Source organism: Acinetobacter sp. YH12096, assembly GCF_013419215.1.
In the GTDB taxonomy this organism is placed as follows: Bacteria; Pseudomonadota; Gammaproteobacteria; order Pseudomonadales; family Moraxellaceae; genus Acinetobacter; species Acinetobacter amyesii.
Genome location: NZ_VPAM01000024.1, coordinates 18,265 through 38,617 on the forward strand (window position 1 = coordinate 18,265; position 20,353 = coordinate 38,617).

The 20,353-nt window shown below is 41.5% G+C and carries 19 protein-coding genes and 4 tRNA genes; 11 read left to right on the forward strand and 12 right to left on the reverse strand.

Annotated features, from left to right (window positions below):
* The first annotated feature begins 56 nt into the window (after positions 1 to 56).
* On the forward strand, positions 57 to 1,304 hold the full coding sequence (locus tag FTU36_RS11055) for a YihY family inner membrane protein (RefSeq protein WP_180117914.1): 1,248 nt from the start codon (positions 57 to 59) through the stop codon (positions 1,302 to 1,304).
* A gap of 52 nt (positions 1,305 to 1,356) precedes the next feature.
* Here the strand turns inward: FTU36_RS11055 and FTU36_RS11060 are convergent, their stop codons facing one another.
* Positions 1,357 to 2,286, reverse strand: a complete 930-nt coding sequence (locus tag FTU36_RS11060; protein WP_180035678.1) for a DMT family transporter — start codon at positions 2,284 to 2,286, stop codon at positions 1,357 to 1,359.
* Between the two features lie 103 nt (positions 2,287 to 2,389).
* Here FTU36_RS11060 and FTU36_RS11065 point away from each other — a divergent pair, with 103 nt between their 5' ends.
* The 3 genes from FTU36_RS11065 to FTU36_RS11075 all read left to right on the forward strand — a co-directional run bounded on the left by FTU36_RS11065 (position 2,390) and on the right by FTU36_RS11075 (position 4,076).
* Entirely contained in the window at positions 2,390 to 3,205 is an 816-nt protein-coding gene (locus tag FTU36_RS11065) for a helix-turn-helix domain-containing protein (RefSeq protein ID WP_180010537.1), read from the forward strand.
* 96 nt (positions 3,206 to 3,301) lie between these two features.
* Positions 3,302 to 3,661, forward strand: coding sequence for a sel1 repeat family protein (locus tag FTU36_RS11070; protein WP_180117916.1), 360 nt, complete (start codon positions 3,302 to 3,304; stop codon positions 3,659 to 3,661).
* Complete coding sequence (locus FTU36_RS11075; protein ID WP_180117918.1) at positions 3,642 to 4,076, forward strand: tetratricopeptide repeat protein; 435 nt, start codon at positions 3,642 to 3,644, stop codon at positions 4,074 to 4,076. Before FTU36_RS11070 ends, FTU36_RS11075 begins: the two co-directional genes overlap by 20 nt.
* A gap of 54 nt (positions 4,077 to 4,130) precedes the next feature.
* Here FTU36_RS11075 and FTU36_RS11080 read toward each other — a convergent pair whose 3' ends face one another.
* Positions 4,131 to 4,772, reverse strand: coding sequence for a fumarylacetoacetate hydrolase family protein (locus FTU36_RS11080; RefSeq protein ID WP_180117920.1), 642 nt, complete (start codon positions 4,770 to 4,772; stop codon positions 4,131 to 4,133).
* A gap of 32 nt (positions 4,773 to 4,804) precedes the next feature.
* Positions 4,805 to 5,302 (reverse strand): YcxB family protein, encoded by a 498-nt coding sequence (locus tag FTU36_RS11085; RefSeq protein WP_180117922.1) that lies wholly within the window; start codon positions 5,300 to 5,302, stop codon positions 4,805 to 4,807.
* A gap of 163 nt (positions 5,303 to 5,465) precedes the next feature.
* Between FTU36_RS11085 and FTU36_RS11090 the strand changes: the two genes are divergently transcribed.
* The gene (locus FTU36_RS11090) at positions 5,466 to 6,770 is read left to right on the forward strand and encodes an SRPBCC family protein (RefSeq protein ID WP_180117924.1); all 1,305 of its coding nucleotides are present in this window, start codon (positions 5,466 to 5,468) and stop codon (positions 6,768 to 6,770) included.
* A gap of 92 nt (positions 6,771 to 6,862) precedes the next feature.
* Here the strand turns inward: FTU36_RS11090 and FTU36_RS11095 are convergent.
* From FTU36_RS11095 to FTU36_RS11110, 4 genes are all read right to left on the reverse strand, one after another.
* Positions 6,863 to 6,939 (reverse strand) — tRNA-Arg (locus FTU36_RS11095).
* A 495-nt stretch (positions 6,940 to 7,434) separates the two neighbouring features.
* Positions 7,435 to 7,511: transfer RNA gene (locus FTU36_RS11100), tRNA-Arg, on the reverse strand.
* Between the two features lie 45 nt (positions 7,512 to 7,556).
* Positions 7,557 to 7,633: transfer RNA gene (locus tag FTU36_RS11105), tRNA-Arg, on the reverse strand.
* A 15-nt stretch (positions 7,634 to 7,648) separates the two neighbouring features.
* Positions 7,649 to 7,738 (reverse strand) — tRNA-Ser (locus FTU36_RS11110).
* 268 nt (positions 7,739 to 8,006) lie between these two features.
* On the opposite strand from FTU36_RS11110, the gene rnr reads away from it, so the two are divergent.
* From rnr to FTU36_RS11140, 6 genes are all read left to right on the forward strand, one after another.
* On the forward strand, positions 8,007 to 10,439 hold the full coding sequence (rnr, locus tag FTU36_RS11115) for a ribonuclease R (protein ID WP_180117926.1): 2,433 nt from the start codon (positions 8,007 to 8,009) through the stop codon (positions 10,437 to 10,439).
* A gap of 78 nt (positions 10,440 to 10,517) precedes the next feature.
* Positions 10,518 to 11,102, forward strand: coding sequence for a hypothetical protein (locus FTU36_RS11120; RefSeq protein ID WP_180117928.1), 585 nt, complete (start codon positions 10,518 to 10,520; stop codon positions 11,100 to 11,102).
* A gap of 74 nt (positions 11,103 to 11,176) precedes the next feature.
* On the forward strand, positions 11,177 to 13,216 hold the full coding sequence (locus FTU36_RS11125; RefSeq protein ID WP_180117930.1) for a M3 family metallopeptidase: 2,040 nt from the start codon (positions 11,177 to 11,179) through the stop codon (positions 13,214 to 13,216).
* Positions 13,217 to 13,256: 40 nt separating this feature from the next.
* On the forward strand, positions 13,257 to 13,466 hold the full coding sequence (locus FTU36_RS11130; protein ID WP_171256675.1) for a YheV family putative zinc ribbon protein: 210 nt from the start codon (positions 13,257 to 13,259) through the stop codon (positions 13,464 to 13,466).
* Positions 13,467 to 13,482: 16 nt separating this feature from the next.
* On the forward strand, positions 13,483 to 13,920 hold the full coding sequence (locus FTU36_RS11135) for a hypothetical protein (protein WP_180117932.1): 438 nt from the start codon (positions 13,483 to 13,485) through the stop codon (positions 13,918 to 13,920).
* 66 nt (positions 13,921 to 13,986) lie between these two features.
* Positions 13,987 to 14,862: a DMT family transporter gene (locus FTU36_RS11140; RefSeq protein ID WP_180117934.1), complete on the forward strand. Its 876-nt coding sequence runs from the start codon at positions 13,987 to 13,989 to the stop codon at positions 14,860 to 14,862.
* Between the two features lie 87 nt (positions 14,863 to 14,949).
* Here FTU36_RS11140 and FTU36_RS11145 read toward each other — a convergent pair whose 3' ends face one another.
* From FTU36_RS11145 to FTU36_RS11165, 5 genes are all read right to left on the reverse strand, one after another.
* Complete coding sequence (locus tag FTU36_RS11145) at positions 14,950 to 17,235, reverse strand: TRAP transporter large permease subunit (RefSeq protein ID WP_180003463.1); 2,286 nt, start codon at positions 17,233 to 17,235, stop codon at positions 14,950 to 14,952.
* Positions 17,236 to 17,426: 191 nt separating this feature from the next.
* The gene (gene rrtA / locus FTU36_RS11150) at positions 17,427 to 17,999 is read right to left on the reverse strand and encodes a rhombosortase (protein WP_168379122.1); all 573 of its coding nucleotides are present in this window, start codon (positions 17,997 to 17,999) and stop codon (positions 17,427 to 17,429) included.
* A 43-nt stretch (positions 18,000 to 18,042) separates the two neighbouring features.
* Complete coding sequence (locus tag FTU36_RS11155; protein WP_168379121.1) at positions 18,043 to 19,107, reverse strand: hypothetical protein; 1,065 nt, start codon at positions 19,105 to 19,107, stop codon at positions 18,043 to 18,045.
* Between the two features lie 520 nt (positions 19,108 to 19,627).
* Positions 19,628 to 20,014, reverse strand: a complete 387-nt coding sequence (locus FTU36_RS11160; RefSeq protein WP_180003461.1) for a hypothetical protein — start codon at positions 20,012 to 20,014, stop codon at positions 19,628 to 19,630.
* Positions 20,007 to 20,264 carry a succinate dehydrogenase assembly factor 2 gene (locus FTU36_RS11165; RefSeq protein ID WP_078189264.1) on the reverse strand — a complete coding sequence of 86 codons (258 nt, stop codon included), beginning with the start codon at positions 20,262 to 20,264 and terminating at the stop codon, positions 20,007 to 20,009. Before FTU36_RS11165 ends, FTU36_RS11160 begins: the two co-directional genes overlap by 8 nt.
* Positions 20,265 to 20,353 lie beyond the last annotated feature (89 nt).

The following is a 20,353-nucleotide window of genomic DNA, read 5'->3' on the forward strand; positions in this document are numbered from 1 at the left end:
AAGCTAAGTGATGAAAATTGCATAAACATGACTAAAATAACTCGAGACTTGAACGAATGATCGAAGCATTTTTAAAAAAACTTCCCTTTTACGACAAGAAATGGTTTCAGTTTGTTTTATTTGTCATTCGACGTTTTGAAGCCGATCGCTGCCGTGAACAAGCAGGATCATTAACCTATACCACCTTGTTTGCAGTGGTACCCATGTTGACCGTATTCTTGGTCATCATCTCCTCAATTAAAGCTTTAGAACCTGCTCGTCAACAGCTTCAACAATTGATTTATAGTAATTTCCTACCGAAAACGACAATTGCTTTTGATAAAGCACTGAATGCCTTCACCGATAAATCCAGTAACTTGACCGTGATAGGTGTGCTGTTTTTATTCATTACCACAGTCATGATGCTGACCAGTATTGAGACGGTATTTAACCGAATTTGGCGGGTGCGTGAGACACGTGGCGGCATAATTGGCTTCATGCGCTATTGGACTATTATCTCATTAGGCCCGATCTTACTGGGTAGCGCATTTGTTGTGTCATCTACCTTGGCCTCAATGAATGTCCTCAGCAATAATTTTGCCGGCTATGAACTGGATGGGGCTTTTCTGCTGTGGATCTTGTCTTTTTCATTGACCATTTTAGGTTTTTTCATTCTGTATTGGACGATTCCCAACCGTAGTGTGCCGATCAAGGCGGCGCTGATCGCGGGTGTCTTTAGTGCCGTGGTATTTGAATTACTCAAAAACCTTTTTGGTTTTGTCATGTCAAATTTCACCAGTTATCAAATCGTTTACGGTGCTTTTGCTGCGGTGCCAATTTTCCTACTTTGGATATTCCTTTCATGGAATATCGTGCTGATTGGGGTAGAAATTAGTTATGCACTGACCGCCTTTAATTCAGGCAAAGATCAAAAACGCCATCCTGTGATTATGTTGATGGATTTGCTTGAATTATTTTATAAAAAGCAAAAACTCGGTCAGAGCGTGACAGAAAAAGAAGCACTTGAGGTTTTAGGGCGTGATGAAATCGGCCGCCTGCCAAGCTATATTTTATTCTTTGAAGAGCAACACCTGATTAAACGTACAGATGATGATCATTATGTTTTAGTTCGTAATTTAACCCAAGTGGACTTTTGGAGTTTTTACAGTAAGCTGCCCTATCCGCTCCCTAAACGGCAAGATTTAGGTCGCGTCGATCCAGATGATTTTTGGATGGAAAAAATTGGGCCGCAATTGGTCGAATCGGATGATTATCTTGCGGCCAAACTCTCGATACCGCTTGCGACTATTTTTGAAGAAAAATAAGCGTAAATAAAAAAGGAGAGCCGTAGCTCTCCCTTTTAATTTATACATGATATTAGATCGCTGTGCACTGATGTCCCATCAATTTAGACAACCACCGATGCAAGGTTACCGTCATCACTCCAACCATTACTAAGGCCGTTCCCAAAATAAAGTTCAGTTCAATCGTTTCGTTTAAGATCAATACGCCAAAGACCAGTCCAAAGATTGGGGTAAGGAATGAAAAAACGCCCAGACCATTGGCCAGATATTTACTTAACAGCCAAAACCAAAGCATCAGGCTAAAAAATGAAATAATGAGCACATGAAAAATCATACTGCTGATGGACAACACCGTCCAATGTACAGTCATTTGTCCTGTCAGCCACGCCACGGGTAATAAAAATACACAACCACCAACCAACTGATAAAACAAGGTCTGAGTCGGAGGTGCATTAGAGAGTTTGGTGAGTCTTAATGAAATAGTGGTCAAGGCCCACATCACCCCTGCAAGTAGCGCCATCGCATCACCCAACAGTGCTTGAGTGTTGACTGTAGTGCTACTTTCACGTCCCATAAACGATAGAACAATACCTGAAAAGGCAATAAAAATACCGACCCATTGGATCGCTGTGAGTTTTTCTTCAGGCAACTTCCAATGTAAACCTAATGCCACAAAAATCGGTGCGGTATAGAGCAAGACAACGGTATGTGATGCAGAGGTATAGCGCAGGGATTCTGCCACTAAAATAAATTCGGCTGAAAATAAAAACGACACCCAGATACCCGGCAGCAAGTATTCGCGTGTATATAAATGTGTTCCCGGCTTAAGACGAATCAGTGGAAAGACCAACAGCGCAGCCAAACCCGATCGGATGGCAATTTGCATGATCGGCGCAATATCAACCGCGGCCAATTTCAAAATGACCTGTTGAATCCCTAAAATCATGCACAAAATAATCATCAAACCAGAAGCTTTTGCATCTAGCGCCTTACGCTGTTCCACACTATTTACTCGACAATACGACACGCAACACTATAGAACTGTCAGAAATAAAATATATACTTCAAAATAGACAAGTGATCTTCTTATTCAGGCAAAATTTCTCATGCGTCATAAAGCTCGTGCAGATCATACGCAGTTGCAACAACTTCCCACCAACGATGAAATTCAAGCAGCACTGTGGATCAGTTTTCGTGACGATCCTGCACTGTCTGTTTATCCCGTTCATGGACATGCTTGGGGCGAGTTTGTCTATGCCTTTAATGGCGTAATGGAAGTGAACATCAATCAAATAGACTATATTACCCCTCCACCTTATGGTATCTGGCTTCCCCCACATTTAGAACATAGTGGTTTAAATCGTACAGCGGTTTCACATGGAACCTTATATGTACATGAATCGCTATGTACTCACTTACCGAAACAACCGGGGATTTTACTCAGCTCACCTTTAGTTACAGCGATATTCAGCCATTTGCGTCTGTTGCATCAACAAGCCGATCTCATGGAAAATACGGCCGAGTATCAACGCTTACTCCATGTGATCTTAGATCAACTGCATCAAGCCAAACTGGTCAGTAGTTATTTACCGCATTCGGATCACCCTGCCCTCAAACAGCTGCTTGATTATTTACATCAACATCCTGCAGATCAGAGCGCGCTTGAGCAATTGGCACAGCGGATAAATATGACGGAACGTACTCTTGCGCGTTATTGTCAAAAAGAACTTGGGATGTCACTGCATGAATGGCGACAACGTCTCAAAGTCATGAAAGCCATGTCCATGCTCAACGCAGGCCAAACCGTCGAAAATATTGCCTTAGAACTTGGCTATGCCAATGCCTCAGCGTTTATAAATATGTTTAAAAAATGGATGCTTTGCACCCCAGATCAGTTTAGGAAATCTACCTTAAAGCCCTAAATGTGTTTAAATTTAGCTATAAGGGTCTCTATAAAGTGATTCAACAATCCGTTAAGATCAAAAAATCTACGAAAAATGATAAAGACTCCATTTCGAATGAATAAAAAAACCATTTTAGCGCTGTGTTTATCTGCCGTATTTTTAATGGCTTGTAGTTCCAAAGAACAGCGTGAATTTAAATCCGCGCTCAAAATAGCTCAAAGTGGTGATGCGACCGCACAAATGAAAGTGGGTGATTTATACATCAGTGGAACGGGCACAGAACAAAATATCAAACAAAGTGTACATTGGTACAAAGCTGCTGCGGATCAAGGCACTACGGTCGCATTTGCATGGTTAATGACTCAAGCCTACCAAGGAAACTCTCATGCAGATCAAGTGATTCGAAAGATGCAGCAAGATGGCAATATTTTCCTTGCACACTGGGTGCTAGACCTTGCAAAAAAAAACTCATGATCCTGCTGCTGAATATACCGTTGGTTGGATGTACGACACTGGAAAAGGCTTAATTCAAGATAAGCACCAAGCGCAAATTTGGTATGAAAAAGCTGCCAAACAAAAGAATGTCGAAGCAATCAAAGTCTTGGGAAATCAACACTATTTTTCTGAACATCCTTCGTCTACACCCGACAAAGCTGCCGAATATTTAAGCTATGCTGCAGAACAAGGACAAGACGCTGACGCCGCGATGAAAATGGCACATTATTATCATTATGACATTCGAGATGGTGAAAAAGCGCGACAATGGTATGCCAAAGCTGGTGCATTGGGAGACACCGACTCACAGCATATGGCCGATACCTATGAAACATGGAAAGACACTGGTCCTTTACAACCCAATGAGCCACCACCATCAAGCAGTACTGAATAGATCAATCAAAAAAGGCTGCATTAAGCAGCCTTTTATTTATATTTAGCCCACAGATTATTTGACAAAGGTTGTCCAGATATAATCCTGATTTTTTCCTTTCAGCGTCATTTTCAACTGCTCACCTGACTGTAGTGCCGCGACACCTGCAGGCGTACCTGTCATGACCACATCACCCGCTTCAAGACTAAACACTTGGCTAATATCGGCCAGTAATGTACCCACATCAAAAATCAGCAAAGCAGTATCACCGTTCTGACGCAGTTCATCATTGACATGCAAGGTATAATGTACATCTTTCCAATCTTGAACCACCTCTTGGACATCGACCCAATCCGCAAGGATGCAAGAACCATCATAAGCTTTGGCACGTTCCCACGGCTGACCTTTTTTCTTTAAGTCATCTTGTAGATCACGCAAAGTCAGATCTAGGCCCAAAGTCACAGCTCCAACTGCTTCTAAGGCTTTGAGAGGATCAGTTTCAGCCGATAAAGGACGATCAATACGTAAACTTAATTCGCATTCATAGTGGCAACTGCCCCATGCAGGATTCCATGAGATGCCTTGCTCTAATGCGGTTAATGCACTTGGCGGCTTCATAAAAAGCACAGGACGGTCAGGAATTGCATTGCCTAATTCTTTGGCATGATCTGCATAACTACGACCGACGCAAACAATTTTAGATGGACGTGACTGCATACTACTCCCTCTTTTGTTATGAATAGATTGTCTTAGTGCTGAAAAGTATTGCTAAAAATCGCTTGGTCCGCAGTATCTTTAAATGCACTTTTCGGCACAATAATCACGGTTTTATTTTTCAGCTCAAGCATATAGGTCAATTTGCCTTCAGCAAAATTGGCCACTTCAGCATAATGGAAGATATTCTTACGACCATTGGCATGAATTTCTGCATAGTCTTGAAATAAATCAATACCTTGTTCACTTTTTCCTAATTGGTATTTTACAAACTGGCGTTTAAACATCATCGGTAAAAACCAATAACGCATGATACCTTGAAGAAGTAAAAAGAAAGTACCCAGCCCAACATAGTAGGCACCGACACCATTTACACCTAAGTAAAAACCCCAGATGATAATCCCAAGGCTAATGGCTGGCGTTAAAAAACGCGTAAATTGCTTTTTGCCAAAAGTAGCTAGTGCAAAACCATCCTGTGATTCTTCTAGATTTAAAAAATAGCGCAGCGATAATGCAGGTAGATTTTCAGACATAAGCGTATGAATATTTAAAAATGAATTGCGCTAAATACTACACCACAATTCAAACTTGCTTCATGCTTTTTAATGGTCGGTTGTAACACATCACTACTTCCCTTCCCTCTAGAAATACGTTAAAAACAGCAACAAATAAAAGATTGCATACGCAGGATGTGACATGCAGATAACAAAAATAATCATGGTGCTGGTGTTTCTGAGTGGACTGAGTATATCGACCAGTTGGGCCAAATTCGTTCAATGGCAACCCCAGATTCCTAGTAGTTTGGACTTATTTAATGGCAATGCCAAAGCCTTGGCAAATCTTGCCGGTGATCACATCGTGATTTTTGCACATCCTTCACAGCAAATTAGTCTACCCACGATGAAAGCAGGACAAAAAGTCGTTGGTAAATTTCAAAGTGCCGCGGTGGTTGTCCCAACCAACAGTAAAAATGTCGCCAGATTACTCAGTAATTATCCAAACTACGCCGGCTTATTTCCCACGCTAAAATCTGCTGAGGTTTTGCAACAGCAAGGTTCAACCAGCCAAGTTGAATATCGCATCCACATCCCGACGCCGATTCCGGTTTTAAACTTTAAAGAAACTGTGGTGATGCAGCACCAAATTCAGCACAACAGCATTAATAGTTTGGTTCTAGAAGCACCAGTGCCCTTTGGTGCAGGGAAAATTGAATGGTTTGAGATTGATGCACAACACACCTTGATTAGTGTGACCCAATGGGGCGATTTAAATCAGCCCAAAGGTTTTTTGTTTAGCAAAATATTAAATGCCTTACCCGATGCCAAATTAGGGATTCCTGCGGGAACCAATGGTTTTTTACTCGAATCATTACAGCGCCGATTTAAAGCCTTTAGTAGTGAAACTCTCGCTGCAAATCAATTGCCTGAACTCAAATTAAATGCCTCTCAACTCGACAAAGTCACCCAATTAAGTCAAAGCTCAAAAGAACCTGTGTCCTTTATTTTGACAGCGCAGCGCGTTCCCTTTGGGCAAAATTATGAATTGATGCGCTTTAGCACCAGTTTTCAATATTATGCACAAGAGCCTTCGAGCTTACAGCGCTGGATTAATGTGTCTTCGTTCAAGCACTTATTTCCAAGACAAGTCAAACACATGCAAGTGCAGAAAATTAATCCGCACCTCATGGATGCCGACTATAAAATTTCGGTGGGTTTAGGCGTGATCAATATTCCCTTCGATTTTAAAATGCGTTTTAACTATCCCGATTTATTGCAAAATCAATACACCGCGACAGGTGGGGACTTAAAGTTTGTCCGAGGTGCTATGCATATTCGCCCCTTACAACAAGGGTCGTTATTACAATTGACCAGTGCGGTGAAGATTGATGACAAAGCACCGTTTTTACTTCGTGCTATGCGCAGTATGCCGTATCACGACATGTTGCCGGCTTTAGGCGGAAATACGGTCTTTGCACTCAAAGTTAAACAGAAGTTAAGTTAGAATCTTGATTGATGAGCTGAATTTATTGTTTTTAGCTATATTTCAGACACAAAAAAACCGCAACATGTGCGGTTTTTCAATCTTGATCAAGTTGGTGCGCTCAGAGAGATTCGAACTCCCGACCCCTTAGTTCGTAGCCAAGTGCTCTATCCAGCTGAGCTATGAGCGCGACGTCTTGATGAGGCTCATTATACGTGATTTTTATTTTTTGTTAAGAGCTTTTTCATATAAATTTAACCAAACGCACAGCAAATAAACAATTACCCTTTAAACACGCTAAAAATCAGCTAGATTTACTTTTTTAATGGCTTTTGCATCACAAGTTTGGAATTTAAACTTAGCAATACTCACGTATAAATGCTCAAAATGGATAACAAATATATTGCCCTCATTGAATCACGGCTTTAACTCACCCAACTTTTCTTTATCTTAGCTTTAAAAAAATGCATCACCATGAACATCTGAAATAAGCGTTAATCTGTTGAAGAAAGCAAATGGAATAGAACGCTTTATAAAAGCAAAAGACAAAAGACAAAAGACAAAAGACAAAAGACAAAAGACAAAAGACAAAAGACAAAAGACAAAAGACAAAAGACAGGCTGCATCAAAACGATAAATCACAGGCACAAAAAAAACCGCAACATGTGCGGTAATTTGTTCAAGTTGGTGCGCTCAGAGAGATTCGAACTCCCGACCCCTTAGTTCGTAGCCAAGTGCTCTATCCAGCTGAGCTATGAGCGCGTAACTTGTGTCGTCTTAAAAGACTACGTTTTCAGATTTACTTATTGGTGCGCTCAGAGAGATTCGAACTCCCGACCCCTTAGTTCGTAGCCAAGTGCTCTATCCAGCTGAGCTATGAGCGCGACATAAGTAAATCGTGGCGGTGAGAGAGGGATTCGAACCCTCGATACAGTTGCCCGTATGCATCCTTAGCAGGGATGTGGTTTCAGCCACTCACCCATCTCACCGTAACGTGCCGCCATAATACAAAGATCATGATACGACTGCAAGCACAGTCGTTATATTTTTTTCATTTTTTTACTCAATTAGATATTTTTTAAACGATTTTCAAAAAATTAGTGCAAAATTAGTTCAGCACGCACTGCTGTCCTCTACTTTTCAGCTTTAAACCTTATAAAATATCGGCATAAAACACTTTATTGCAATCAATTGCGTGCAGTATCTGCTTGCATGACTTATGCTAATCCTAATCTTCTGATTTGAAGCCAAATACATATGAAAAACTGGGTCGATCCTGAAGCAAAAGCTGAAGCCGAACGTTATGACAATCCAATTCCAAGCCGTACTCTGATTCAAGAGACGATTGAACAACTGAAAACTGCAATGTCGCATGCCGATCTTGTAGAACATTTTGAAATTGCCGATCAAAAAAGTATTGATGCACTGAGTCATCGTCTGATTGCGATGGTTCGAGATGGTCAGTTGATGAAAGATGGATTTAAGTTCCAGCTTGCAGCTGAGCAACCGACTCATGAAGCAACGGTTTATATCAACTCAAAAGGTTTAGGCACAGCCAATATTAGCGGTGAAGATGACCTTTTACTTCCTGAGCGTGAGTTACGTCAGGTGTTTAATGGTGACCGTGTTAAAGTCCGCCAAACATCGGTAGACCGTAAAGGCAAGGCATGGGGCTTTATTACTGAAGTTCTACAGCATCGTGTCAAAGAAATTATTGGTAAAGTGTCTGAATATGAAGGTGAATATTTTATTCAACCGGCAAATCCCAATGCACACCAACCGATTACGTTAGAAAAAGAATTAATCGAGCATGCCAAAGTCAAACTCGGCGACTCTGTGCGTATTGCGATTGACAGCTACCCAACCAAAGAAGAATTTGCGACAGGTCATATTGTTCAGTCGATGGCTGATAAAGCAGACACTGAAATTATTATTCCGCAAACCATTTTAGAGTTTGGTTTACCTTACGAATTCCCTGAAGCGGTACAACAAGAAGCTGACAGCTTTAAAGAACCCTCAGAACAAGACCGTGAAGGTCGTGTCGATTTACGTGATTTAGCGCTTGTCACCATTGATGGTGAAGATGCCCGCGACTTCGATGATGCCGTGTATGCGGAAAAACGTCCAGGTGGTGGCTACCGTGTTGTGGTGGCAATTGCCGATGTAAGCCATTATGTCCGCACAGGTAAACCACTCGATGACGAGGCGCAAGAACGTGGTACATCGGTGTACTTCCCGCATTTTGTGTTGCCCATGCTTCCTGAAGCACTTTCAAATGGATTATGTTCTCTGAATCCAAACGTCGACCGCTTATGTATGGTGTGTGATCTGAAGTTGTCTCGCGCTGGTCGTGTGACAGGCTACGAGTTCTACCCTTCCGTGATGCATTCAAAAGCACGTCTGACTTATGATCAAGTTGCACAATATTTTGAAGGTGACAGCAAAGCCATTACTGAAGATCGTGATGTACGTAAATCACTGAATACGTTGTTCCAATTGTACCAAGTGCTAAAAGGCTTGCGTGCTGAACGTCATGCGATGGAATTCGAAACCGTCGAAACTTACATGACATTTGATGAGTTAGGCGGTATTAATGAAATTCTGCCGCGTACACGTAATGATGCACATAAACTCATTGAAGAATGTATGTTATTGGCAAACGTCGCAGCAGCGGAATATGCACTGAAAAATGAAGTGCCAATGTTGTACCGTGTGCATGAGCCACCTGAATTCTCACGCATTCAAAAAGTGCGTGACTTCGTGAAATTATTGGGTCTGAAGTTCCCTGAACAGCCCACTCAAGCCGATTACCAAGCTGTGATTGAAGCGACTAAAGACCGTATTGATGCGCCAAGCATTCATGCAGTGTTATTACGTTCAATGATGCAAGCCTACTACGGCGCTAAAAATGCAGGTCACTTCGGCTTGGCTTATGATGCCTACACGCATTTCACTTCGCCAATTCGTCGTTACCCCGACTTGTTATTGCACCGTGCAATCAAAGCAAGCCTCACCACCAAAAAATACCCAATTTCAGGTGCATCGCTAGATGATGCTGGTGAGCATTTCTCTGCCACTGAACGCCGTGCTGATGAAGCATCACGCTCTGTAACCACTTGGCTCAAATGTCACTACATGCAACAGCATCTGGGTGAAGAGTTTGTCGGTACAATCAGTGCCACAGCTGAATTTGGTCTGTTTGTCACCCTTAAAGATCTGTATGTAGATGGCATGATCCACGTGAGCCAATTGGGCGATGACTTCTTTGTCTACGATCAAGCAAGTCAAAACTTAGTCGGTCAAAACCGTGGTCAAAGCTTCGGTTTGGGCGATGAAGTCAAAATTAAAGTTGCTGGTGTTAACCTTGAAGACCGCAAAATTGATTTCGAATTGATTCAACAGCTCAGCCATGCAGGTCGTGCTATACGTGAGCGTGCGCCACGTGTTGCTGCGAAAAATAGCCCATGCACTGAATCGAAAGAAGAAGTGTTTAAAGACCGTCCCCGGCAATCTACTGACGACAAAGGGGAACAGCCCAGACGAAAGAAAGGCAAAGGAAAGCCCAGCGCATACAGCAAGAACCCTGCTAAAAAGTCAGCAACAAAGTCTGAAGCTAAGGCTAAAGATAAAGTGAAGAAAAAGTTAAAAGCGAAAAAGAAAAAATCCAATGCCAAAGCAAAGGGTGAGTAAATTTTGCTAAATAAAAAGAGCGCTACGGCGCTCTTTTTCATTTAATATATCTCTATAAAAATAAAACACTTAAAAATCATGACATCACAGAAAATTACTAAATACTATTACCATGAATATGTAATATGCTTAGTCTTTGTACTTAGTATTTCAGCACTGATTGCCCTCTTTTTTATAGACTTTACCCCAACAGATCAAGTCAAAATCACAGCCTTCACTGTTGCAACGTTGATTTATTTGGCTGTTTTGATCTACTTTTATGTTCTGCATAGATACGGGCAATGGATCATTCCACGTACATGGACAAATGTACAAAAAAAGCCAAAATTCTATTTTTTACTCCTCTTCCCTATTTTTGTAATTCTGTTTCTTTACTTAAATCTAGTTGTCTATCCTCCTCTGCTTCATACCCTAGTTTTAGGTACACCTACTGTGGTGACATGGGAAGCAAGCGCTGTTAAAAAACATGGTAAAAAAGGAAGTGTCTACTATTCTATTGAAACACCGTATGACTCTACTGGTATGTTTCGAATCAATGCAGATGAATATGAACACTACAAAAATCAAAATCTATTCATAAAATTATCGGTCATTGAGGGGCGCTTTGGCACCTACATCCAAGATATTCAATCTATCCACGGTGAAACAAGAGCGAATAAATAGCACCCAAGGCTTGATTTATCCTTCTAGAAGCCTTACTTCTACAAATAACACAGGAAATAAATCGGCAGACCGACATGACATTAGAAAAGGCAACTTTGCCTGTTCCACAATTTGACCAAATTACCCTTGCAGACTTAAAACAAAAGATTGAACAGAGCATTGCCCAAGGTCAGGCATTTTTAAAAGAATTAACGGATGTACCCGAATCCGTACAAGCACAACTACAAGTACTCGAACACGTCGATACCCTTGAAAATAACATGAGTGAAGCATGGGGCGTGCTTTCGCACCTCAATGCTGTCATGAATAATGCCGAAACACGTGAAGTTCATCAGGCTTTATTACCAAGTTTAAGTGAATACTACACACAACTTGGTCAACATACACCGTTATATCAAACCTATCAGCATCTACACGATGCTCCTATTTTTAGTGACCTACCTACAGCACAGCAAAGTGCGATTAAACTTGCACTGCGTGATTTCAAGCTTTCAGGTGTCGCTTTAGAAGGTGAAGCAAAAACACGTTATGCAGAAATTTCTTCACGTCTGTCACAGCTTTCTTCTGACTTCTCAAATCACGTGCTCGATGCTACACAAGCCTACTTCAAGCCACTTACTGAAGAACAACTCCTAGGGTTACCAGAAAGCAGTATTGAACTGTTAAAACAATATGGTCAACAACGTGAGCTAGAACAACCCGTTGCAACTTTAGATTTCCCATCCTATTTAGCGATTATGACCTATGCGCAAAATCGCGAACTACGTGAAGAACTCTATAAAGCTTATACAACACGTGCTTCAGATCAATCTGATAAACCTGAGTTTGATAACACGCCTGTCATCGAAGAAATCCTCAGCCTACGCCATGAAATGGCAAGTTTGCTAGGTTTCGACTCGTATGCCGATTTATCTTTGGCAAGTAAAATGGCGCCAAGTGTTGAAGCTGTCGATACGTTCTTACGTGATTTGGCTGAACATGCACGTGCACCTGCAACCCAAGAGATTGCAGAGCTAAAAGCGATTGCAAGCGAAGATGGCATCACTGAACTACAGCCATGGGATAGCACTTATTATTCTGAAAAGCTGAAAGTGCAACAATTTAATTTATCGCAAGAAGCATTAAAACCTTACTTCCCTGCGCCAAAAATTATTCAAGGCTTGTTCAGCATTGTAAATCGTCTCTATGGCATCAATGTAATCGAGCGTGAAGCGCCTGTTTGGCATAAAGACGCACGTTATTATGAACTTGAAGATCAAGGTCAAGTCATTGGTGGTTTCTACTTTGACCTTTATGCACGCCAAGGCAAACGTGGTGGTGCATGGATGAGTGGCTTCCGTTCACGTATGCAAACCAATACGGGTCTGCAAAAACCAATCTGCTACATGGTTGGTAATTTCACTCCGTCGATTGGCGAGCAACCAGCTCTGTTAACGCATGATGAAGTAATCACCCTATTCCATGAGTTTGGTCATGGCTTACATCACATGCTCACTGAAGTAGATAACATTTCTGTCGCAGGTACCCATGGTGTGGCTTGGGATGCTGTTGAATTACCAAGTCAATTCATGGAATTCTGGGCATGGGATAAAGAAAGTTTAGATTTACTCAGTGAACATGTTGAATCAAAACAAACCTTACCAGCCGATCTGCTAAAAGCACTGCAAGATGCACGTTTCTTCCAATCAGGGATGCAAACGTTACGTCAAATTGAATTTGCCATGTTTGACTTAAATATCCATAAGGCCAACCCTGCTTTGGACGCTGCAGGCATCCAACAAACCTTAGATGCTATTCGTCAAAAATATGCGGTTGCACCTACCACTTCGTACAACCGTTTCCAACATGGTTTCAGTCATATCTTCGCAGGTGGCTACGCTGCCGGTTATTATTCATACAAATGGGCAGAGGTTTTGGCGAGTGATGCCTTCGACCGATTCGAAAATGAAGGAATTTTTAATACTTCGACTGGCAAGTCGTTTAGACAATTTATTCTAGCAGTTGGCGGAAAAGATACGGCACTTGACGCATTTATCAATTTCCGCGGACGCGAGCCAAAAATAGATGCTTTGCTGCGTCATCAAGGTTGGACGAACGCATCTAAAAACGCTTAAACTAGTGACCTTAGTTAGATTCAAGGTAAGTATGATGACCATTAAACGACGCTTCATTGCAGGTGCAAAATGTCCAAAATGCCAAGCGATGGACCGGGTTGTCATGCTGACCTCTGGCGAAGACGAATGGATCGAATGCATTGATTGTGGTTACAGTGAAAATCGACCGACTCATGTCGATCAACCTGAACAACCAGCCGTGCCAGATGATATCGGTGTGATCCAATTTAAGCCACGTCAGCCTAAATAAAAATTAAGGTCAAGCAATGACAGAAGATCAAAGACATAATCCAAAATTGTTAGTTGGAATCATTGGGGGCTTAACGTTATTGTTTGCTATCTTTTTTGCATATCAATGGTTAAGCAGCAGTACAGCAGATAAATCTGCACTTCAAGAAGAACTGGTCGCTGCACCGGCTAAACCGCCTGTTGCAACCCCTGTCCAATCTGAGACTGAAGCATCAGTCCCTACCGCAGAGACTGACACCATTAAATTGGTCGAAGAAGACATTTTAGATGCAGCTGTGCCTGAAAATGCCTCTTTAGCCAAAGAGGAAATTGCCAAATTAGATGACATTCAACAACAATTGAATGATCAGGAGCAAAGCTTAAAACAGCAACATTCAGATGCAGATGAGCTGATTAAACTGAAAGAAGAACAAATTAAATTACTCGAAGCACAGTTAGCACAACAAGCAAAATAACCGACTTCTGCTACACCATGCGTACTTATAGGCTAGAATATCATCAGATTTTTTAGCCTTTTTGTTATGTCCACTACTACACCACAGAATATCCCCAAAGCAATTGGCTTTCTCATGCTGTCAGCGCTGCTTTTTTCCATCATGGGGGTTTGTATACGCTACGCATCTCACACGGTAGATAATGCCACCATCGTATTTTTTCGAAATGCGGTTGGCTTATTGATCTTTCTCCCTTTGATCCTGCAAAAAGGGAGCACATTTTTTAGAACTGAAAAACTGTGGATGCATACATGGCGTTCAATCGTAGGCTTGGTGGCAATGTATGGCTTTTTTTATGCCATCGCACACTTAAAACTCTCCAATGCCATGGTCTTCACCTATTCCTCACCGATCTTTATCCCCTTAATTGCATGGTTATTTTTAAAAGAAAAAATGACCCTGAGTATGCTCATTGCCGCAGTCATTGGTTTAATCGGCGTGCTCTTCGTCGCAAAGCCCGATGCAGGAATGTTCAATCAGTTATCACTCATCGGACTGAGCGCAAGCTTCTTGACAGCCATGGCATTTGTCACTGTCCGTGCGCTTACAGCAACAGAACCGCCTGAACGCATTGTGTTTTATTTCTGCTTTTTTGGCACACTTATTTCCATGATCCCAATGTTTTGGCTCTGGCGTCCCTATAGTTTAAAAGAGTTAGCTTTTCTGATTACAGCGGGACTTTTGGCCAATATCAGTCAAATTTTTATGTCCAATGCCTATAAGCTCGCACCCGCAGGTCAAATTGGCCCCGTGAACTATATCACGATTATTTTTGCCGGTATTTGGGGCTTTGTTCTTTGGCAGGAACTGCCAGACATTTACAGCCTATTCGGCTTTGCTTTTATATTTTTAGCGATTTTGCTCTGTAGTCCAATCCTACAAAATAAGTTTAAAAAGTCATAAAGATTCAAACCATTTACCATCAAATGCACAGCCCCTTATTCAATAAAAAAGCACCCGAAGGTGCTTTTTTAATGCTTCAAAATTAATTTATTGATACCAACCAAACAGCTTAAAGAAATACGGCAGATACGCAATAATCAACATTGCAGGGAACAGCACAATCAGCGGCAAAATCCAACGTTCATAACGGTAATAAAACGACAAGTGACGAACTTCAGCATCCGCTTCATTGACTTCAGCATCCCCTATCGACTGTCGGGCCAAGAGGTGGTTCAATGCAACTGGAGGCGTAACATAACCTAGCTCAAAACCAATGAGTGTAATCATCCAAAAATGCACAGGATGAATACCGTATTGATAGGCTACAGGAGCAATAGTTGCAGAAATTAAAATGACTGCGCCAAACGGATCCATAATCATACCCACAAAGACCATCAATCCGACAATCAATGTGATAACCAAAAAAGTACTGCTGATATCAGTTGGGAATAAACTCATGACTTCAGTACGCTCTAGCAATCCACCAACGCTTACCGAAAGCGCCATCAAAATAACCAAAGCACCGATATGTCCAACGGTTTCACTGGTCGAAATATGCATCGACTTCCAAAAACCAACTTGACGTAGAATCTGCATAGAGCTGGATTGAGCCACTGTATGATTCGCAGCCTGCCCATCATCTGTGCTATTACCATGTAATCCTTCACGGTATTCTGCATGTGCAACCTGTGCGCCGGCTAAAGCAGGTTCAGCATTCGCACTATAATTTGCTGTTAGTGTTTCATCCCAATGCCCAACTGCTGACAATGGTGCTGGCTGATGACGTAATTTATCCACTAAAACGATCATCAGCAGAATAACAGGCATCATGACTGGTGCAGTAAATTCATTTAAATCTGTATTCAATAAATATTTATAGAACATCCAAATCAGCACGAAAATCACAATATAAGGAATAACGGCTAAGAAGGCACGTCCTGACTGCGGCGCTGCCACATTGGCTTGAGCAATACGGAACTTATGTTCTGCAAAAAATAACGACACAATTAAAAACATCGTAGATGTCAGCAAGAACGTATAAATACCATATTGATAAAGCAGATCCGTGGTCACTTCTTTATTTAGCGATGCAACAACCACAATCAATAAGCATGGACGTAAAACCACCCCAAGCGAACCGGACATTGCTGTTGCAGCCAAGGCAAATTGACGGCGTCCGCCAGCGTTCCACACTTCCTTATAAATAATCGCGCCTGCCGCAATGACAAAGATCCCCGATGCTCCAGTATAGGCTGTAGGCAATGCTGCTGCGATTAAAATCAGCCATGTTAAAGTCTCAGGAGCTAAGTTCCATGGGCGTAAAATATTCAAGAATAAATCTACGACACGGGTTTGCTTCAACAACATACCCGCCCAAATGAATAACGCTAGATTCAGGAAAATACTTGAAAACTCGACCAATTGCCCTAAATAGATGCCTTGCCCCATCGGGTAGTCCATAAAGAAGATAAAGGCGATACCTGTAATCAACGCCATATACGCATATAAAGGCACGCTTAGGAACGCGAAACTAAGACTACCGCCCTCTTTGGCATCTTTTGGCGGACTAAACAATTGCAAAACACTGATCAATGTCAGGATTGAGAACAGCGTCATCCACATCCAATAAATCAGTTCAGTTTCGGTGGTCATTGGAACTCCCGAATTTTTCACTGAATTGAATTGGCTGATACTTGAGTAGGTTAACAGTCCATTACCGAAGCTCATCATCAGGCTATAAACACGATAATCCTTCTTGGTTGCAGGACCGCGTAGACCAATATGATGAATTTTCAATGTCGCACTAATCGCAGCTATAACCACCATAAAAATCAACAAAATGGCGCGATTTTCAGTACCAAATTTAAAGATACCGAAGAAGCTTGTTTCAAAATTACGATAGGCGCGAATACTCGGATGCTTCTCCATATGTTGCATGGCTTTATCATAAAATTGATACTTTTCTTCACACTGCTGCACACTCGCTAAAATAGACGAACGAACGTCATTCTCAGATGCCGTACCAAAAAAATCAGCAAACTCATCTGCTGCATTGGCTTGCATTTGAGTTTTCACCAACGCATCGACATTCGGGTTACGGTCACATTCAGGCTTGGTCGGTTCTGCACGTAAAAATGAATACTGCATCCCAATGCTTTCATTACCATACAAACGCTCACCAGTACGCAGAAGCTGACCATGAATCATCTCCCCTGTACCGATAATCAATGTAAGCAGAAGCAAGATCAACACGACTAGAGTCGAAATCCATTCTGTCCAGACATACCTTAACAGCCCGACGATGCCGGATCTGTTTTGTGCATCATTTTGCATGAGTCTTCCTATTTTTTATTTTGGAGCCTAGCGGAGCCAAGCATCCTTTTCCTTAGCGGCTCGAGAAGATCCTTTCCCTGACCTAACTGTTTTATTATTACGTTTAAATTTGCATCAATATTCAAAACATTAAAATGACAATATGTATTTTCTTTTCGGTTTTTTTTGTCAACCCAATCACCTAAAGTGAGCTAACGATCCCAGAAATAATTGCCAACAAGATAGAATAAGGCGATGATAATGCCCCAAATCACCCCCAATAAATGTGCTTCGACTAAAATGGGGCTTCCAATTAATTCAGCCGTTCCCGTATTGCCCACGGTATTTTCCCACACCAATTTTGCCAAAATCAGCAACAATACAAAGGCTGCAAAATTTCGCTCCCGTCGATACATCAAATGCACACAAGCGACCGCGACATAGGCACCATGTAAGACACCAGATAATCCGGCATAGGCTTCAATATCGGGTAAGAAAAAATAGAAACTTAGACTGATTAAAGGAGATAAAATCAATAAAATGGCAACAAAATGCCATGTCGAAACTCGTGGGAAAATAAACGGTAAGCAAATAAAGGCCAATATATTTAAAACAAAATGAATCCAACCGACGTGAACCCAATGTGCGGTCCATAAGCGCCAAAAATCATGAAATAAGTCATCTTGCCAATAGATAAAATAATCTTTAAATACCTGTAGCGAGGCACAGATCGAAACGAATACGGCAAGAAAGACAATTTTCGGTATTAAAAATTGTAGTTTCATTTTCGCTCCTCCTGTACCTCACTTTTAAACGCTATTGCAAAGATTAATTTGCAGCTGTGCCACTGGTTTCAATATCACCACTAAACAAATCATCGAGTTCAGAACTATTGGCACTTTCATCCCAGAAATGTTCCATACCATCATCAGCCGTACGAACGCCTGTATGTTCAGTCCAATAACGATCTGAAATCCCTTTCACCATGCTTTCAGCCATACTATCGATGAGTTTAAATTGTGGGTTAACAGGTTTTTCATCACTACGCGCTTGTGCAAAGGTACGTAAGGCATCACGGATTTTCGCATCATCGCCACTGGCCTGTGCAGCAACGGCATATAACGCATGAGATAGTCTCACGCCTTTTTGCTCACCAATTTGCGCGGATTGTTTTAAGGTTTGGTATGGATCAGGTTTTCCATCTCCAGCACCCGGCAGTAAAGTCCAGATCACAGCGCGGGTTGCATTTGGTGCGCCCCAGAATTTTTCATTATTCAGACACACCATACCGCGTTCAACAATCGCAGCAATGTCTTTCGGAACGTTTACCGCCCCACCTGAGTTAATATCATTGGTCATGGCCTGTAAGCCACTTAACATTCCCAACATATACACTGTTTGGTCAATGTCGCTGTTCATTTTTGGACAGCCTTCACCTAGACTTTTCTTATACTTCTTTTCAAAACGATCTTGAAATAATTGATAGCCGGTATATTGACGCTGTGCCGCAAGTGCCGCCCAACGCTTTTGCTCAACACGGGCATCCTGTGCTTCGGTTACTTGGTTAGCTTTAGATGCACGTAAATAACGTAACTCTGCATCCAAGGCTTTTTGTTCTGCACAAATCCCTGCTGCTGAATACATCAACACAGCCACACGTGTTGGGTCTGCGCCCATATCTTTGGTGGCCATAATGGCTGGGGTTAATGAATTACCTGAATTACACACCATTTCAGCATCTTCCATGGCTAAAATTGGTGGCACAATATGTTTTTCGGTAAATCCGAGTGCAACATTAGCACCGGTTTTTACAACCTGTGAACAACCCGCGAATAATGTACTTGTTATTGCTACAACTGCCACACCCTGGCATATTTTTTGGACGCTCGACATTTTCCTGTCCTCTATAATTGTGTTTATGTCCATCACGACAAACATATCAGAAGCAAAAAATGAATAAAAGAGTATTTGCTCTAATTTGAACGACACACTGTGCCATGAATCACGCTGAATGCAATTGACTGATTTTTTAGAAAGACTAAATTTTAGGCAAAAAAAAAGTAGCATAGCGACGGTTCGGCACATGCTACTTATTAACTGTGAAAGCGTTTGACTGCTTATTTTTGAGTTAACTGTTCCTTCAGCACTGTTCCTAGTCGTCCTATAACAATTGCTAACACAATCGCTATTACCAGAAACATCCAAGTTGGCATCATCATGATGATTTCCTTTAACGGCTGTTGGTAAGGCTAATATATAGGCAGAGAATCACCGCACAGCTTAAAATTGTCAGACAATTTAAATATTTTGCCAATAAAATCCAATCCTGTCAGACAAGATTATTTTACCTGCAATATAAGATAATGAAATATTTTCATTTTATTGAATTTTAAAAATTAAGGCTGTCTAACAATTAGATCATTTTGGCCAATACTTTGAGTGATTTCCACTGTTTCAATGACAATTGATCGCGCCAAATAATCACTGGTTTTGCACGCGCATGCATAAAATACACCACGATATACATTTGATGATCCAAAATATGGCTAATTTGAACGCGTTGCACTGGACGGTTGAGCCGTTGCAAAGACCAATCAGTTCCATCCAAATAATCTAGACTGGCGACGTGTAAATGCTTACGGAAAAACAGTACATAAACCACTAGTCCAATGAGGAAAAATACCCCCCAAAGCATAGGTGTTAGTAACTGATAAAGCAGCGTCATCAATACCGCAAAAATAAAAAACTGAAACGCATGCGATAAAAAACTGCGTTTCAGTTTGAATTGCCGATTATCCATGAACGTAATGTTTTAATTTTTGAATAAACGTTTTTAATTCAGGACGTGGCGGTTCACTAACTTCCATAAACCAATCCAACAAATCTGGATCTTCTGCAGCAACGAGTTCTGCAAACATGTCTTTTTCAGCTGCATCGGCTTGTAAATAGTAATTTTTGACGTAGGGATCAAAATAAACATCAATCTCTTTTAAACCACGACGTGCGCGGTAGATTACTTTACGCTCTTCTAAGCTGATTTCATCAGTCATTGTCTTCCCCAATCGTTGAACCCGTCTAGTGTAACTCATCCACCCCATTGAAGTGGAGTGTTTTCAAAGATTGACCGAATGCTTCATCG